Source organism: Paraburkholderia sp. (genome assembly GCF_036488505.1).
Taxonomy (GTDB): domain Bacteria; phylum Pseudomonadota; class Gammaproteobacteria; order Burkholderiales; family Burkholderiaceae; genus Paraburkholderia.
The window spans coordinates 1-14,982 of sequence record NZ_DASXHN010000051.1 but is presented as its reverse complement, the minus strand read 5'-3'; the positions used below and the strand labels follow the sequence as shown (position 1 = coordinate 14,982).

At 63.7% G+C, this 14,982-nt stretch carries 13 protein-coding genes; 5 read left to right on the top strand and 8 right to left on the bottom strand.

Annotation, left to right across the window (positions count from 1 at the left end):
- The first annotated feature begins 134 nt into the window (after window positions 1-134).
- The 3 genes from VGH68_RS03045 to VGH68_RS03035 all read left to right on the top strand — a co-directional run bounded on the left by VGH68_RS03045 (window position 135) and on the right by VGH68_RS03035 (window position 3,873).
- Window positions 135-1,592: a UbiD family decarboxylase gene (locus VGH68_RS03045; protein WP_331602025.1), complete on the top strand. Its 1,458-nt coding sequence runs from the start codon at window positions 135-137 to the stop codon at window positions 1,590-1,592.
- Window positions 1,593-1,722: 130 nt separating this feature from the next.
- Window positions 1,723-2,418, top strand: a complete 696-nt coding sequence (locus tag VGH68_RS03040; protein ID WP_331602024.1) for a carbon monoxide dehydrogenase subunit G — start codon at window positions 1,723-1,725, stop codon at window positions 2,416-2,418.
- 27 nt (window positions 2,419-2,445) lie between these two features.
- The gene (locus tag VGH68_RS03035) at window positions 2,446-3,873 is read left to right on the top strand and encodes an MFS transporter (protein WP_414696886.1); all 1,428 of its coding nucleotides are present in this window, start codon (window positions 2,446-2,448) and stop codon (window positions 3,871-3,873) included.
- A gap of 79 nt (window positions 3,874-3,952) precedes the next feature.
- Here VGH68_RS03035 and VGH68_RS03030 read toward each other — a convergent pair whose 3' ends face one another.
- Window positions 3,953-4,168 carry an Arm DNA-binding domain-containing protein gene (locus VGH68_RS03030; RefSeq protein ID WP_331602022.1) on the bottom strand — a complete coding sequence of 72 codons (216 nt, stop codon included), beginning with the start codon at window positions 4,166-4,168 and terminating at the stop codon, window positions 3,953-3,955.
- 347 nt (window positions 4,169-4,515) lie between these two features.
- On the opposite strand from VGH68_RS03030, the gene VGH68_RS03025 reads away from it, so the two are divergent.
- Window positions 4,516-6,936, top strand: coding sequence for a filamentous hemagglutinin N-terminal domain-containing protein (locus VGH68_RS03025; protein ID WP_331602021.1), 2,421 nt, complete (start codon window positions 4,516-4,518; stop codon window positions 6,934-6,936).
- A gap of 149 nt (window positions 6,937-7,085) precedes the next feature.
- Here the strand turns inward: VGH68_RS03025 and VGH68_RS30035 are convergent, their stop codons facing one another.
- Together VGH68_RS30035 and VGH68_RS03015 are read right to left on the bottom strand one after the other, a co-directional pair.
- A complete protein-coding gene (locus tag VGH68_RS30035; protein WP_414696885.1) occupies window positions 7,086-7,244 on the bottom strand; it encodes a LytTR family DNA-binding domain-containing protein in 159 nt (52 codons plus the stop codon).
- A 373-nt stretch (window positions 7,245-7,617) separates the two neighbouring features.
- Window positions 7,618-8,592, bottom strand: coding sequence for a zinc-binding dehydrogenase (locus tag VGH68_RS03015; protein WP_331602019.1), 975 nt, complete (start codon window positions 8,590-8,592; stop codon window positions 7,618-7,620).
- Between the two features lie 92 nt (window positions 8,593-8,684).
- On the opposite strand from VGH68_RS03015, the gene VGH68_RS03010 reads away from it, so the two are divergent.
- Window positions 8,685-9,575, top strand: coding sequence for a LysR family transcriptional regulator (locus tag VGH68_RS03010; protein ID WP_331602018.1), 891 nt, complete (start codon window positions 8,685-8,687; stop codon window positions 9,573-9,575).
- Window positions 9,576-9,606: 31 nt separating this feature from the next.
- Here VGH68_RS03010 and VGH68_RS03005 read toward each other — a convergent pair whose 3' ends face one another.
- From VGH68_RS03005 to VGH68_RS02985, 5 genes are all read right to left on the bottom strand, one after another.
- On the bottom strand, window positions 9,607-10,641 hold the full coding sequence (locus VGH68_RS03005; protein WP_331602040.1) for a fatty acid desaturase: 1,035 nt from the start codon (window positions 10,639-10,641) through the stop codon (window positions 9,607-9,609).
- Window positions 10,642-10,763: 122 nt separating this feature from the next.
- On the bottom strand, window positions 10,764-11,486 hold the full coding sequence (locus tag VGH68_RS03000) for a CDP-diacylglycerol diphosphatase (protein WP_331602039.1): 723 nt from the start codon (window positions 11,484-11,486) through the stop codon (window positions 10,764-10,766).
- A 193-nt stretch (window positions 11,487-11,679) separates the two neighbouring features.
- Window positions 11,680-13,134: an indoleacetamide hydrolase gene (gene iaaH / locus VGH68_RS02995; RefSeq protein ID WP_331602017.1), complete on the bottom strand. Its 1,455-nt coding sequence runs from the start codon at window positions 13,132-13,134 to the stop codon at window positions 11,680-11,682.
- 345 nt (window positions 13,135-13,479) lie between these two features.
- Entirely contained in the window at window positions 13,480-13,695 is a 216-nt protein-coding gene (locus VGH68_RS02990; RefSeq protein ID WP_331602016.1) for a transcriptional regulator, read from the bottom strand.
- 300 nt (window positions 13,696-13,995) lie between these two features.
- On the bottom strand, window positions 13,996-14,715 hold the full coding sequence (locus tag VGH68_RS02985; RefSeq protein WP_414696884.1) for an NADPH-dependent FMN reductase: 720 nt from the start codon (window positions 14,713-14,715) through the stop codon (window positions 13,996-13,998).
- Window positions 14,716-14,982: the final 267 nt, after the last annotated feature.

Sequence of the window (14,982 nt, the reverse complement as noted above, 5' to 3'; positions counted from 1 at the left end):
TGAACGATGGTCGTTTGCACGGCCTCGTGCGTTGCCTCAATGTTTCGATCAAGCAGCGGTTGAGCGTTACTCTATACGCGCCCTATGAGTCCGCGACCGTTCGCGAATAGCAGAAGCTACAGGAGACATTCCACGTGACAAAGAGTTCGACCACTCATTCGCTGGATCTGCGTGCATGGCTCGACGAAGCGCGCGCGCTCGGCGAACTGACCGACGTAGCGGGGGCCGACTGGAACCTCGAACTGGGCGCGATCAGCGAACTGAACGTGAAGAAGGAACGGCCCGCCGCGCTGTTGTTCGACGACATTCCCGGATATCCGGCCGGACACCGCGTGTTGACGTGCAGCACCGCAAGTCCCGCGAGACTGTCTTCGATTTTGCGAGTCGGTCATCAGGCCACGCATCGCGCGCTCGTGGAAACGCTGCGCGGCAAGCCGAAGCAATGGCAGGCACGTGCGTCCGAATACGCGCCGGCCACAGTCGCGAGCGGCCCGGTGTTCGACAACATCCAGTCCGGCGCCGACGTGGACCTGTTCTCGTTTCCGGCGCCGCTGTGGCACGAGAAGGACGGCGGTCGCTACATCGGCACGGGCTGCATGGTCGTCACGAAGGACCTCGACTCCGACTGGGTCAACGTCGGCACGTATCGCGTGATGATTCACGACCGCAAGCACGTCGGCCTCGACATGATTCCCGGCAAGCACGGCGCGATCCAGTACGACAAGCATATGAAGGCGGGCAAGCCGTTCCCGGTTTCGATCGTGATCGGCTGCGATCCGCTCGGCTATCTGATCTCGGGCATCGAAGTGCCGTTTGGCATGTGCGAGTTCAACTATATCGGGGCGATTCTGAACCAGCCCGTCTCCGTGGTGAGAGGGCAGTTGACGGATCTGCCGTTTCCGGCCGCTTCCGAAATCGTGATCGAAGGTTACGCGCATCCGGGCGACGTCAAAATCGAAGGACCGTTCGGCGAATTTCACGGCTATTACCCGGGCAAGTCGGAAACCGCGCCGGTCGTGACGATCGAGCGCATTTACTATCGCAACAACCCGATCATCATGGGCAGCCCGCCCGCGAAGCCGCCTAACGATTATTCGTATTCGAAGGCGGTGATGCGTTCGGCGTTGCTCGTCGATGCGCTGCAGGCCGCGGGCGTGCCGGACGTTGCCGGCGTGTGGGCGCATGAAATCGGCGGCGCGCGCATGTTCAACGTCGTGTCGATCCATCAGCGCTACGCGGGCCATGCGCGGCAGGCGGCGCACATTCTGAGCCAGTGCGGCGTCGGCGCGTACATGTCGCGCTATTCGATCGTCGTCGACGAAGACATCGATCCCGCGAACTTGCAGGAAGTGATGTGGGCGGTCGCGACGCGCACCGATCCCGACATCGACATCGATATCGTCAAACGCGGCATGGGCTCGAAGAACGACCCGATGTCGATCGCGAATCCCTACAAGGCGCCGTTCAATTCGAAAGCGATTATCGACGCATGCCGGCCGTTCGATTTTCTCCAGGAGTTTCCACAAGTCGCGGAAGCCAGCAAGGAATTGCAGGAGAAGACCCGCGCGAAGTGGGAACACATCCTCGGCTGACGCGTTAGCGCGCGAACCGGCTTTAGTACGGCGTTCGGTCCGGCATCCAAACCGGTGTCAGGACTAGTGCGCGACAGCGTGCACATGATGCAGGCGCGTGAGTGCGCGCGGCCAACACGGAGAAGGACAGATGGAACTCACAGGCGAACAGATTTTGCCGCTGCCGCGCGAACGCGTATGGGCTGCGTTGAACGATCCCGACATTCTCAAGGCCTCGGTGCCGGGCTGCGAGTCGTTCGAACGCATCGACGACACTCAGTTTCAGATGGTGATGGCCGCGAGCGTCGGTCCGATCAAGGCGCGCTTCAAGGGCAAGATGGTGCTGACCGATCTGCAGCCGCCGCAGTCGTATTCGATGACCTTCGAGGGTTCCGGCGGCGCGGCCGGCTTCGGCAAGGGCGGCGCCCATGTCGATCTGCTGACCGACGTTGCGGGCGGCACGCGGCTCGTTTATCGCTCGCACGCGCAGGTCGGCGGCCGTCTCGCGCAGGTCGGCGCGCGGCTGATCGACGGCGTCGCGCGGAAAATGGCCGAGGACTTTTTCGGCCGCTTCAGGGCGGCCGTCGTTGGACCGCAGCAGCCGGCTGCAGGTGGCGCTGAACCGGCGGCTGCGGATACTTCGGGTGTCCTCCATACCGCTGAGGCGGCGAATACCGCGCACCCCGCCGCTGGCGCGGCCACCGTGCAACCGGTCGCCAACCTCGGACATGCTGCTTCCGCCGCAACGGCGGCTGCGGCAACGAACGCCGGCTTCCGCGCGAACTGGGGATGGGTCGTAGGCGTGGTCGTCGTCGTCGCATTGATCGCCGTCTATGCATTGCACTAACAACAACGACGAGCGGAGGAGATGACGATGCAGGAAGGCAATGCATTGCCTGGCGCGGTAACTCAGGATGCCGCGCAGGCCGCAGCCGTGCAGGCCAGCATGAGTGCGGTGGACGACGCGTGCGCGGCATTGATTCGGCGTATCGAAAGCGTACCGTTCTCGCGATGGCATACGAAGGCGCGCATCATTGTCGGCAGCGCGACGTTCTTTGACGCGTTCGACGCGCTGTCGATCGCTTTCGTGCTGCCGGTACTGATTGGCCTGTGGCATATCCAGCCGCTCGAGATCGGCGTGCTGATCGGCGCAAGCTACGTCGGGCAGTTTCTCGGCGCGCTGATATTCGGCTGGTACGCCGAACAGCGCGGCCGTATCCGCAGTGTCACGATCGCGATCGCAATCATGTCGGTGATGAGCATGGGCTGCGCGCTGAGCGGCAGTTTCGCGATGCTGCTCGCGTGCCGGTTCATTCAGGGCATCGGTGTCGGCGGCGAGATGCCGGTTGCCGCAACCTATATCAGCGAGCTGTCGAGCGCACGCGGCCGCGGCAAATACTTTCTGCTGTACGAGCTTATTTTCCCGGTTGGCTTGATGGCGACGGGCCAGCTCGGCGCCTGGCTCGTGCCCATGGTCGGGTGGAAGATCATGTTCTGGATCGGCACCGGTCCGGGCCTGCTGATCGCGCTGCTCGTAGCCCGTTTGCCGGAGTCGCCGCGCTGGCTCATCTCGAAAGGCCGCCTCGCCGAAGCCGAAGTCGTGGTGCGGAACCTTGAAGCGAGCACCGATCGCCGCATCGCGCCAAGTACGCAAACGAAGCCGCAAACCAGTGTGACCACGAATCAACGCGCGGGCTGGCGGGAGCTGATGTCGCCGTTCTATCGTGGCCGTACGTTTGTGGTGTGGGCGCTGTGGGCGAGCGCGTTTTTCATCGCGAACAGTCTCAACAACTGGCTGCCCACGCTGTATCGCTCGGTCTATCACCTGCCGTTGCAAACGGCGCTGCGTGCCGCGTCGATGACCAATGTCGCGCAGGTCGCTTTGCTGCTGGTCTGTGCGTATGTGATCGATCGGGTGGGACGTCGGAGCTGGACATTTTGCGCGTTCTGTGTCGCCGCGGTGCTGTTCGCTTGCCTCGGCCTGTTCGCCGCGCACGACGTATGGAGTGCCATCGTGCTCGGCACGCTCAGCTACGGCGTGATCGGCTCTATTGCGGCGGTGCTGTATCTGTACACGCCCGAGGTTTATCCGACCCGGATGCGCGCGACCAGTACCGGGCTCGCGACGTCGTGGTTGCGTCTCGCCTCCGCCGTGGGGCCGTCGATCGCGGGATTGCTGCTGCACAAGCACGGCATCAGTTCCGTGTTCGTGATGTTCGCCGTGGTGGCCGTGTTCGGCGCGCTGTGCTCGATGAAGATGACGGAGACGCACGAGCGGAGCCTCGAAGAGATCGCGCCGTGATGAACATCGGCGCTGTTTTACGCGTGTTCGTTGCCCTCCGTCATGCGTAACTTGCTTCAACTAGCTTGGCGGCATTGCCTCACAGTTCTCGTGCGTCATGAAGCGACAGATCGGGGAAGCGCCCGAAAGTGTACGTGCAGGCTTTGTTGTCCAGCCGGTAGACGAACTTCCGCTTCTTGGTAGCCTTGATCGATACGTACAAATACATCGAATCGCGGTCGGTGAGCTTATAGGGCTTGGCTTGGGGTTTCCGCAGCGCAAGATACTGTTGGCGGGGCGTCTCATAGTGTTCCACTTACCGACTGTCCGAATTCGCGGCGGCACCTCTCCGTTTGTTCTGCCGACAAAAGGCGGTTCCGCTCGACCACGCCGGGTGCCGACGCCAGTCGGGTGTTCAAGGGGGCCGTTCTCCGTGGCTCGGTATTTGCAGTCGCGAGATGAGTCCCGCGTTCGGCAGCACTCGATTTTGCGGTGATAGCGCGGTCTGGCAGTAACCGATGAGCGTTCGACACGACGGCCGGCCAGGCTTGCGCGCGAGCGCACGGCAAACCGCTAAGTTTTGACTGACTACTGCTGCGCCGCCTGCTAACCTTCAGATCAATGACCGTGCGCGGGGGCTGATGTCGAGCGCGCGCGCTCAGGATGGCGAAGCATCGATGGCCGAACAAAGGGGGTCCTATGACCGTTGCAGCGCTAGCGCGTGGCACACGCGTACTCCATGCCCGTCGGCAGCTCCTAGCCAACCGGTGGATCGGGTTAGGGCTTGCCGCGGCGGCGCTTCTTTCGTGTCACGCGAGTGTCGCGGCAGGACCTCTGCCGCAGGGCGGCAGTTTTGTCGGCAGCTCGGGCAGCATCGCGCAGAACGGCCGGAACCTGAACATCACGCAAGCAGGCGGGCGCGGCATTATCAATTGGAACAGCTTTTCGATCGGTGCGGGGAACACCGTGTCGATCAACAACGGCACGGGCGCGACGCTCAACCGCGTGACCGGCAGCGATGTTTCTGCGATCTACGGCGCGCTTAACGCGACGGGCAGTGTGTATCTCATCAACCCAAATGGCGTGCTGATCGGTCGAAGCGGCGTGATTTCGACGGGTGGCCGCTTCCTGGCATCGACCCTCGACGTTTCCGACGGTAGCTTCCTCAATCCGCCCACGATCGGCGGAACGGCCTACACCGGAAATTCCACGGCGAATGTCGTCAACCTCGGCAGGATCTCGTCGTCTGGCGGTGACGTTCTGCTTATATCGGCCAGCAAGGTCGTCAATGCAGGAAAGATAGAGGCGCCCAACGGCAACGCTGAATCTGCCGTGGGCCGTCAGGTGCGCTTGTTCGACAGTGCGTATCAGCAGCTTTCCGTCGATGTGGGAAGCGGCGGCACGATCAGAAACACCGGCACCGTGGAAGCGGCGACCATCAACCTTCAGGCGGCGGACGGCAACATCTTCGCGCTTGCCGGCCACTCGGGCGCGCTGCGCGCTACCGGCACGGCGACGCGCGATGGACACGTCTGGCTCGTTGCCGACGTTACGACAAACTCCCGCATCAACACCGGCAACATCGACGTCCGCGGCGCTCAAATCAGCGCTCGCAACACGGACGGCAGCCGCGGCGTAGTCGATATGTCCGGCGGTAGCGTCAAGGTAGGCGGCGCCGACGTCCAGGCCAGCCAGTGGAACATCACGACCGGCGATTTCACCGTCGATGCGCGCACCGCCGACACGCTCGGCGCCAGCCTGAGCCGTGGCGCGTCGGTCAACGTGCTGGCGAATGGCGCCGACGGCATGCTGGGCGCGAACGGCAAAGGCGACATCGACGTGCAGGCGAGTCTGCGCTGGCGCGGTGACGCGTCGCTCAATCTCAATGCCGCGCACTCGCTGAACATCGCGCCGCGCGTGAGCATCGCCAACATCGGCGCGGGGCCGCTTACGCTTTCCGCCGACAGCTATGGATTCGACAACGGCGGGAGCGTAATCAATCAGGGTACGCTCGACTGGTCGCGAAGCACCGGCGTCGTAACGGCGCTCTACGACATCAACGGCACTTTCACCCGCGGCACGGTAGTCACGAATCCCGCCTGGCAGGCCGCGCCGTTCAGCGGGCTGCTCACGCAGTTCACCGCTTATCAGTTGATCGCGTCGCTGAACGACCTGCGCGCGGTGAACAACAACCTCGCGGGCAACTATGCGCTGGCTCCGCGCGGGATCGAATTTGCCGATGCGGGCGAGTTCGGCGGGATCGGCACCGCCGACCATCCGTTCACCGGCCAGTTCGACGGCATGGGCCATCTACCGGCCGATCTTCATCTCGCCGCTAATACTGGAATGTTCAACGTGATCGGCAAAGATGCGGTGGTGCGCAACTTTACGCTGGCAGACGGCACGGGGACGTCTTCCTCGGGCCCTGTAGGTTTGCTCGCAACAGTCAACTACGGGACGCTGATCAACGTCGGCGCGACAGGCAACATCACGTCCACGAGCAACGCGAGTTCGGTGATCGGCGGGCTGGTCGGCGAGAATTTCGGCAACATCGAGCGGTCGTGGGCGGGTGTGAACATCGCCGGCACGGGCGAACTGGGCGGGCTTGCCGGGCGCAACGACGGGCACATCGATCGCTCGTACTCGCTGGAGTCGATTACAGCCGGCGCGCAGGGCACCGTTGGCGGCCTGGTCGGCACGAACAATGGCGACATCGTGCGTTCTTACGCCAACGCGTTCCAGATCAGCGGCGGAACGACGGTTGGAGGACTGGTTGGCAACAATACCGGCCGCATCGAGCAGTCGTACGCGTGGGCGAAGCTCACGCTGGACGGAAATGCGACGGCGGGCGGCATCGCGGGAACGAACAGCGGCAGCATCGCCCCGGACGTGTTCTGGAACAGCGAGTCGTCGGGCGCGCAAGCCGGCGTCGGTTCGGGCACGGCGGTAACCCGTTCGAGCGGCCTCACCGACCTGGCGTTGCGCGATCCAGCGAGCTTCGGACCGACATGGGATTTCGGTGGGAACGGCACTTGGGTGTCAGGCTATTTCGGGCCGTCGCTGCGCCGGCTCACGCAACCGTGACGCCGTGTAACTTGTGAATTAAGCCTTACAGAAGGGTGCGGTTGCACGATCGGTCTCGACAGAATGCTTGCCGCTTCACATCTGCCGGAACAGGTGCGCATACTGTTTGCTCACCGCCACTGCGCCGCCGTGGCCGCGCAGCGTGAGTGTTACTTTTCAAATGCGCTGATCGAGGCGCCTTCCACGTGGTCGACGTTCACGACAGTACTTCTATGCACCTGCCAGAATCGCGCCGGGTCCAATTGCGAACACAGATCCTTGAGGCTCATGCGAATCAACAATTCGCCGGTGCGCGTCGTGACGATCACATATTTGTCCGCCGTCTCGAAGTGCAGCACCTCTTCCCACTGGCACCATCCTGATGTCGCTTCCGCTCGAGGCGCGCAGATAGCTTAGCGTGGTGCTGCGGCCATTTTCCCGCGGGCCGTTCTCCAACTGGACGGTGCGCGTGATGTGCTCCGACTGGCCAAGCAGGCGTTGCAGATTGGCCTGCACATCCGTGCGGGGCGCCCGGGTCGTTGCCATGCCCGCAAGTCGCAGGCGTAACCTGTCGATCGTGCGCGCGAGCCTTGCTGTATCGACGGGCTTCAGCAGATAGTCGATGGCGGCTGCGTCGAACGCATCCAGCGCGTGCTCGTCGCAGGCGGTCACGAAGACGATTGTTTTGTCTTGATCGACAACTTAGATCACGACGACGAACTTTCCTTTCGCCTCATTGCGCTCCATCAGTTCGTGAGCCAACGGCACGTCGTTCAGGCCGAAAACGCGTGCTGGCCGCGCTCGATATCGGTTCATCGCCGTGAAGTCCACGATCTGCTGCATAGGCACGTCTGACAACGGGAATTCGGCGGTCCCGAAGTTGAAACTGCCGAAGAAACTCAGGTGCACGCCGCTCGGCATCTGGCCGAGGGGATCGAACCCCGTGAGGGGTGCGAGGCCACCGAGAAAACCCGCGAGGCACACGCGACCACCCCGACGCGTCGCGCGCAACGAATCGAGAACCGTACTGTTCCCCACCAGGTCCAGGACGGCGTCAGCCTTGCCGCCTTGCCAATCAGCCGCGGCAAGCAGATCGCCAGTTGTCGTCACGACGTGTGCCGCACCCAGCGAACGCAGCAACGTTTCATTGCCCGCTCGACGGGTGGTCGCGATCACATCGGCACCCAGCTCGCATCCTATGTCGATTGCTGCCTGCCCGAGGCTTGACGTGCCTCCGCGCACGACAAGTCGCTGTCCGGCCGTCAGTTCCAGGTTTCGGCGAATGCAGGTCCAGGCAACCGCATAGGCTTCCGGCAGCGCCGCGAGAATGTCCCAATCCAGTGTCGTCTCAACGGCGACAACGTTGGAGGCCGGTACAGCGACATACTCGGCATAGCTACCGTTGATTGTTCGCCCCATTCCTCCCATCAATGCCATTACCGTCTGCCCTTCGCGGTGCACGCCAGTCGCGTCCGATACAACCGTCCCAACGCATTCGATGCCGCTAATTTCTGCAACGGCACCCCACAGCCCGCGGCGCATATAGACCTCCGCACGGTTCAGACCAAATCCGCGGACGCGAATCAGGATGCAGCCAGGTTTCAGCAGAGGCGCTTGCACGTCGACTACCTTCAGCACTTCAGGACCACCGAATCCACTGCGCACGACAGCTTTCATGTCGACCTCCCTGGTTAGAGAGCGAATGGTAGGATCGAACTTGATCTCAAAAAATTACTTTGTTTCGACAGACACTGAAGCCTCGCCCTACAATGAACGAACCTACACTGTTCCAGCTGCAATGCTTCGAGGCGTTGGTGAAAGAGGGGAGTTTCGCGGCGGCCGCTGCGCGCCTGAACCGCACGCACCCAACAGTTCACGCGGCTGTGACTGCGCTGGAAACGCAGGTAGGCATGGTGCTTCTGGACAGAACAGGCTACCGGGTCTCGCTGACCGCGCAGGGCGCGGCGTTTCGCTCTCGCGCGGCTGTCTTTCTGCGTCAATACGACAGTCTGCGGCGCGAGGCGGCTCAGCTCGCCGCAGGACAGGAAGCCGAGCTGCGCGTGGTCGTAGGAGACCTGTGTCCACTGCCCGAAACGTTGGGCTCGCTCAGGCGCTTCTTTGAGACGAGTACCGGTACGCGCCTGGCGTTGTTGTTCGAGGCCATCAGCGGGCCTTGGGAACGGCTACAACGTGGTGAGTGCGACTTGTTCTTTCACCACCTCGACAAGCCGTCGCCCGAAATAGAAACAATCGAGCTGTTCGAGGTTCAACTCGTGCCGGTCGCAGCGCCGGGGTTCCTGCAGAAACGTATTGATGGATCCCTCACTATCGATGACCTGAGGTCCTACGTTCAGTGCGTCATTCGTGACACGAGCAGGGAGCCGTCGGACGCAAGTTACTATCTGATCGAAGGCGCGCCGACCTGTACCGTACCTGACCAGTTGATGAAGCGCGAACTGATCTTGCAAGGGCTGGCGTGGGGCCACATGCCGTCTCACCTGATCGCGAACGATCTGACCGAGCACCGGCTGGCGTCACTGGAAGGGCGACATCTGCGCGGCGCCGCGCTCAAGCACTATGCGGCGCGTCGGCGGAACGCCGCTCATGGGCCCGTCGCGCAGACGCTATGGAAGCAGTTGCAGGAGCACAAGATTCGCTGAACGTGTTCGCTCGACCAGCGGTTGTGATGCATCAGGTCGGATTGGAAGTCTCGAATGTCGTCTGCAAAGTGTACGATTCACTTGCAAAACCGACGGAAGCTGGCGGATTTTCTCGGAAGCAATCGGAGCTACCGCCATCGACCGGATGCGCCACCGCAGTGAGCCCATATCGCGTGAACCATTCGCTGTAACCCTTGACCAGGAAGCCTCCGCAGCGCTCAACATACGGCTGGCGGGACATCTCATACACTTCCCGAAGCGCAAACCACGGCACGTGCGGCAAGTCATGATGAACGAGATGAAAGTTGTTGTTGAGAAACAGCAACCGCCACCCCCATCCCGCTTCATTAATCACAGTGCGATGCGCAGGCTCGCGCGCGACACGATGCTCATGAAACGAACGCACCGACGCGAGCGATAGCGAGCCATACCCCGCGCCGACGATGAACAGCCACGCCGGTATCCCGCATACCTGCTGCAACCACGTGCTCAGCGCGGCCAACGCGGCAAGATGCGCGAGCCATGCGGGCAGGTCGCGGCAGTCGCCATCGGCGAGCTTGCCAAGCGCCTGCGCGCCCGTCGCGGCAAGCGAAAACGCCGGCCCGGCCAGCATGCGCCCGAACAATGTGTTGCGAAACACGAGTAACGCGCGCATCGCGGTTCCCGCGCGTTGCCATTCATCGGCATCGACAAAGTAACTCTCGGGGTCGTGACCAGGCTGGGTCAGATGCGCATCGTCGTGATGCCGGAGATGCGAGTCGCGGTAGATGCGATAAGGAAACCACACCGCCAGCGGCGCAAAACCGAGCAATGCATTGACGAATCGCGAGCGGGTCGGATGACCGTGCAGCAGTTCGTGTTGCAACGACGTGTACCAGGTGCCGAGCGCGGCGAGCAACAGCGTCGCGACAGGCAACCCAAGTGTGCGCGCATGCGTCGCGACGCCGAACCAGCCGCCGTAGATCACCACGATCAGCGCCCACGTCGGCCATTGCGTGCGCCAGGTCCAACTGGCCGCGAGACGGTCGATGTCGTTGCGCTGGGTGTCGTCGAGATAGATCGCCATCGTCGGATCGGTCGTGATGCAGGTCGGACCGATCGTAAGGGGCGACACGTCGCGCCGGAACGATTTTGTTCGGCAATGCATACGCGCGATCGTGGATAGCGTGTGCGCCGGGTGGCGCCCGCTCAATTGTCGTCGGCCACCCGGCACGCGTGATCGAGCAGCCCTTCGGCTGTGCCGCTGCCGTTGTCCAAGTCGATGCCGCTATTGACGATCAGCCAGCCGTGCGCGCCGGCCGACGCTGCCGCGCCCGTCACCAGGATGGTTTGCGAGGCCATCATCGCGGGAGTCGGGTTGTCTCGCGCGACGATTCTGAACGGGTTGTCCGCGCCCGTTAGCGACGTCACGCGCATGATCCGGTAGCGCTCGCCATCGATCGTGTCCCAACGCCATTCACCGGGCGCGTCGTGAGTGTGGATCGCGAGCGCCGCGCTGACGTCGCGACGCATGCAGTCGATATGGATATGCAACTGGTTCTGCGAGCGGCGATATTCGGAGTTGATTTCGAGGCCGAGCTGATCGTCGGGCAATTTGCGTTTGACCGCTTGCTGGACGTAATGGCGCGAATCCCACGCGTCGCTCCAATAGTCCTTTGCACCAGGCGCGAGGATCAGCGGACTCTCGATCCCGGTGATCCGGTCGGTGGGCATCAGCAGATATTGCGAGCGGCCGAAGATATCCTTCAGAACCACATAGCGCTTGTCGAGGTCGACGAGCGTGCATTGACCGGGCGTACCGGTGGTCTGTTGCGACGGCACGCAGCGGATATCGACGATCTTCCATAGCGCGTTGGAATCGATCGTTGAAAGACCCGCGCAGGAGCTGACGGCGACGGCGGCCGCGAGCATGACGCACAGGCGGGCAAGCTGGTGAAGCAATGGGTGCAAGCTGCGTTGCAAAAAGCGCTGCCGAACGTTATGTTGCGCGCGGGCGGTGGCGGGTGTCGTCATCGTCACTTCGGTTGTCGTTCGGGATCGCGTATCGAAGTCGCGGGTTCGTGGATGTGCGGGTTTGCGGATAGGCGGGTTCGCGGATGAAGAATCAAAGCACCGGCGCCGGCGGTGCACCGAGCACCCGTTCGAACGCAACGCCGATGGCGAGCAGCCGCCGGTCCGAGCCGAGCGGTCCATCGAGTTCGAGTCCGACCGGCAGCCCGCTCGCGCCGATGCCGGCTGGCAGCGACAGCCCCGGAATACCGGCCGTACTGGCTGGCTCGGCGTTGCGCAGAAACGCTTCCATCGTATCGATGGGCGCGCCGCCGTCGATCGTCACGCTGGACGAGCCGTTCAGATCGTCGATCGGCACCGCCGCGAGCCGCGTGGCGGGGAACAGCAGCGCGTCGAGACGGGCGTCGGCGAAGGTGTCGGCGACATAGCGCTGCAGACGCGGACGCCAGTACGTGAGCGCCGCCGTGTAGTGCGGGCCGAGCACGTCGGCGAGCACGTCGTCGTAGATCGCGCGTACGTCCGGGCTCGCGATGCGCGCGGCAAGCTCGGCGACCGTCTGCACCGGCGCGCGGTTCGCGACCAGCCATGCGAGCAGGTCGTCGCGCGCCTCGTGAAGCGCGATCGGGCAGCCGACCATCCCGTTCAGATACGGCAGTTCTTCCATCGCGACCGGCACGAAGGTGACGCCTGCCGCTTCGAGCTGTTTCAACGCGGCGCGCGCGACGTCCTCGACCTGTCGTTCGAGTGCATCCCACAGCGGCGCCGGCAGGCCGATGCGCAAGCCGTCGAGCGCGACTTCGGGCAGTGCGCCCGCGCCTGTGATCACGCCGTCGAGCAGCGCCAGATCGGCGACGCTGCGCGCCATCGGCCCGACCGTGTCGCGCGTATGGCTGATCGGCACGACCGCATCGGGATCGTGATAGCGCCGCTCGCCTGCGCCGTTGCCGACCGATGGACGCAGGCCCGCGGTGCCCGTCAGCGCGGCGGGGATGCGGATCGACCCGCCGGTGTCGGTGCCGAGCCCGGCGGGCACGATGCGCGCGGCGATCGCGACGGCCGTGCCGCCCGACGAGCCGCCCGGCATCAGCGACGGGTCGTACGGATTGCGCACCGGCCCCGCATGCGCTGCCAGGTTCGTGCTCGTGATACCGAACGCGAGCTCATGCATATTGGCCTTGCCGAGCACGATCGCGCCCGCGTCGACGAGACGTTGCACCGATGGCGCGGTCGTCGACGGCATGAAGCCTTCGAGGGCGGGCGTGCCCGCGGAAGTCGGCAAGCCGGCGGTATTGATGTTGTCCTTCACGACGATCGGCAGGCCGGCGAGCGGCAGCCGCGCTCGCGCCGCGGCCGGCAATGCGTCGATGCGCCGCGCGGCCGCTAGCGCGCCGTCGAGATCGAGCGTGGTGAGCGCGTTCAGATGCGTGAGCGCCGCGGCGCGCGCGAGCAGCGTGGCCACGTAATCGGCGGCTTTCAATTGGCCGGATTGCAGCGCTTCGACTGCTTGCGACGCGCTCAGCGCGAGTTGTGCATCGACGGTCCAGCTCATCGGCGGCGTCTCCGTATCGGTGGATGAGTTGCCGCCGATCTCGCGCGCACGGTCACGCTGGCAACGCCCGATGCGCCGGTGCATCGACGCGTGCAAGCCCGCACGCGGGCTTCGCGCGAATGCGAAGCGGCGCGACTGGGACTAGCGCGGAGGAGGTGTGGGCGTTCCAGCGGCATCCGTAGAGGTGGCGGACAGGTCATGCGCAAAAGGCGAACACGACAGTTCGCCCATTCTGGCACAGCCGCCTGAAACCGGATGCCGGGCGATGCTCAAAGACGGTGACATTGACTCGACGGCGGCATTTGACCGTGCGCGTCGCGGCGATCCTCAGCGGTGCCGATGCGCTTACTGGTGGTGGTCGATCCACATGCGTCCCCAGTCGGACGCATACGCGAGCGCGTGTTCCTCGTCGAAGAAATAGTCTAGTGCGTCGAACGAATACGCTCTGCGATTATTGGCGTTGCTCTGCTCGATGGTCAGGTTGGCGGCGAATAATCCATTGGGCAGTGGTTGTGTGGCTGCTTCGACCTCATAGCCCTTGTAGCGGATGTGTGAGTTCATGATCTTGACTTGTCAGTATGCCCGCGTGCCTTGCGCGGATAATCAGTGCGTGCGACGCTGCCCCGTCACGCCGGACGTTCGTTCGTGAAGCGGCGAGCAGGGGACAAGCGTAGGACGCGCTGTGCAGCGGGTGAACCAATCCTTCGTCGTATGCAAATCAGCGCGGCGCGGGAGTGATAGTCAGGAACCCGGATCGGAGCGAAACCGCTGTGTTCGATCACACTATTGGAGGCGGGCAGAAGCGTCTGTTATGTGGCGCACGCTTCATGCGAGGCCCGGCACTGGGGGCTTCGCGCGCGTTCAGGCGGTCTGCGCCACGCGCGCGAGATCGGCGCCGATGGCGGACGTTTGCGCGGCCGGCTGGGCCGAAGCTTGTTGCATGAGCTCAGCCCCGCAGCCCGGCGTGCGATGCGCATTGAACGCCAGCGCGAATTGCGCGGCCTGCTGGCCGACCGTTGCGAGCTGCTCGACTACCCTCGGGTCGGAGCAGCTGTCGGTCGTGTCGAAACGCGTTTCCAGTGTATTGATACCCGCGCCGAACGGCGTCGGCCAGCCGCGCAACGCATGCACGATCGAGCGCAGCGAGCTCAGCACGGATCCCGCTGCCTGCCAGCCGTACGCGGTGACGATGCAGCCGACCGCGCGGCCGTCCAGATAGGGGCGCGCGTCGGCGCGCAACTCTTCGAGCGTGTCGAGCGCGTTCTTCACGAGGCCCGATACGCCGCCGTGATAGCCCGGTGTCGCGACGATCAATGCATCGGCGTGACGAACCGCCTCGACCAGTTTGAGCTGTTCATCGGTACGCGCCGGCTGCTCCGGCGCATAGTGCGGCAGGCTCTGCAAAAAGGCGCCGCCGAACAGGCGGGTGTGCGCGCCGGCGGCTTCGGCGCCGCGCAGCGCGAAAGCGAGCGCGCGTTCGGTCGACGAGACCGCGCGCGTGGTGCCGCCGATGCCGATGATGAGCGGTCGGCGGGAATGATCGGATCTGTTCAAGCAAGTACTCCTTCGATAGCGGCTCATGACGCGGCCGCGGGTGCGGCTCGTACGCCGTCATTCTCTGCGTTTGCTGTAGGGCGGCGAGCAACTCGGCCGTGGCGAACCGGACTTCGAAGCGTCATCTTAATGAGCGGCCGCCGCACGGCTAAGCGACTTTTCGTGATAACGATATAAAGGCCGCCGCGCGGGCAGCACAGAACGCAGGGCAAGCTCGCCCGTGGCAATCGACATCGACGCGCGGTCGATAAGCATATGGCGAACCGTTGGTTGGGTGCGTGGCGGGCGACCGTT

Coding starts and splice junctions, on each gene's coding strand:
- VGH68_RS02990 (WP_331602016.1), bottom strand. CDS start 13,695: ATGAACTCACACATCCGCTACAAGGGCTATGAGGTCGAAGCAGCCACA.
- VGH68_RS03040 (WP_331602024.1), top strand. CDS start 1,723: ATGGAACTCACAGGCGAACAGATTTTGCCGCTGCCGCGCGAACGCGTA.
- VGH68_RS03010 (WP_331602018.1), top strand. CDS start 8,685: ATGAACGAACCTACACTGTTCCAGCTGCAATGCTTCGAGGCGTTGGTG.
- iaaH (WP_331602017.1), bottom strand. CDS start 13,134: ATGAGCTGGACCGTCGATGCACAACTCGCGCTGAGCGCGTCGCAAGCA.
- VGH68_RS03000 (WP_331602039.1), bottom strand. CDS start 11,486: ATGCTCGCGGCCGCCGTCGCCGTCAGCTCCTGCGCGGGTCTTTCAACG.
- VGH68_RS03035 (WP_414696886.1), top strand. CDS start 2,446: ATGCAGGAAGGCAATGCATTGCCTGGCGCGGTAACTCAGGATGCCGCG.
- VGH68_RS03015 (WP_331602019.1), bottom strand. CDS start 8,592: ATGAAAGCTGTCGTGCGCAGTGGATTCGGTGGTCCTGAAGTGCTGAAG.
- VGH68_RS03005 (WP_331602040.1), bottom strand. CDS start 10,641: ATGGCGATCTATCTCGACGACACCCAGCGCAACGACATCGACCGTCTC.
- VGH68_RS02985 (WP_414696884.1), bottom strand. CDS start 14,715: ATGAGCCGCTATCGAAGGAGTACTTGCTTGAACAGATCCGATCATTCC.
- VGH68_RS03025 (WP_331602021.1), top strand. CDS start 4,516: ATGGCGAAGCATCGATGGCCGAACAAAGGGGGTCCTATGACCGTTGCA.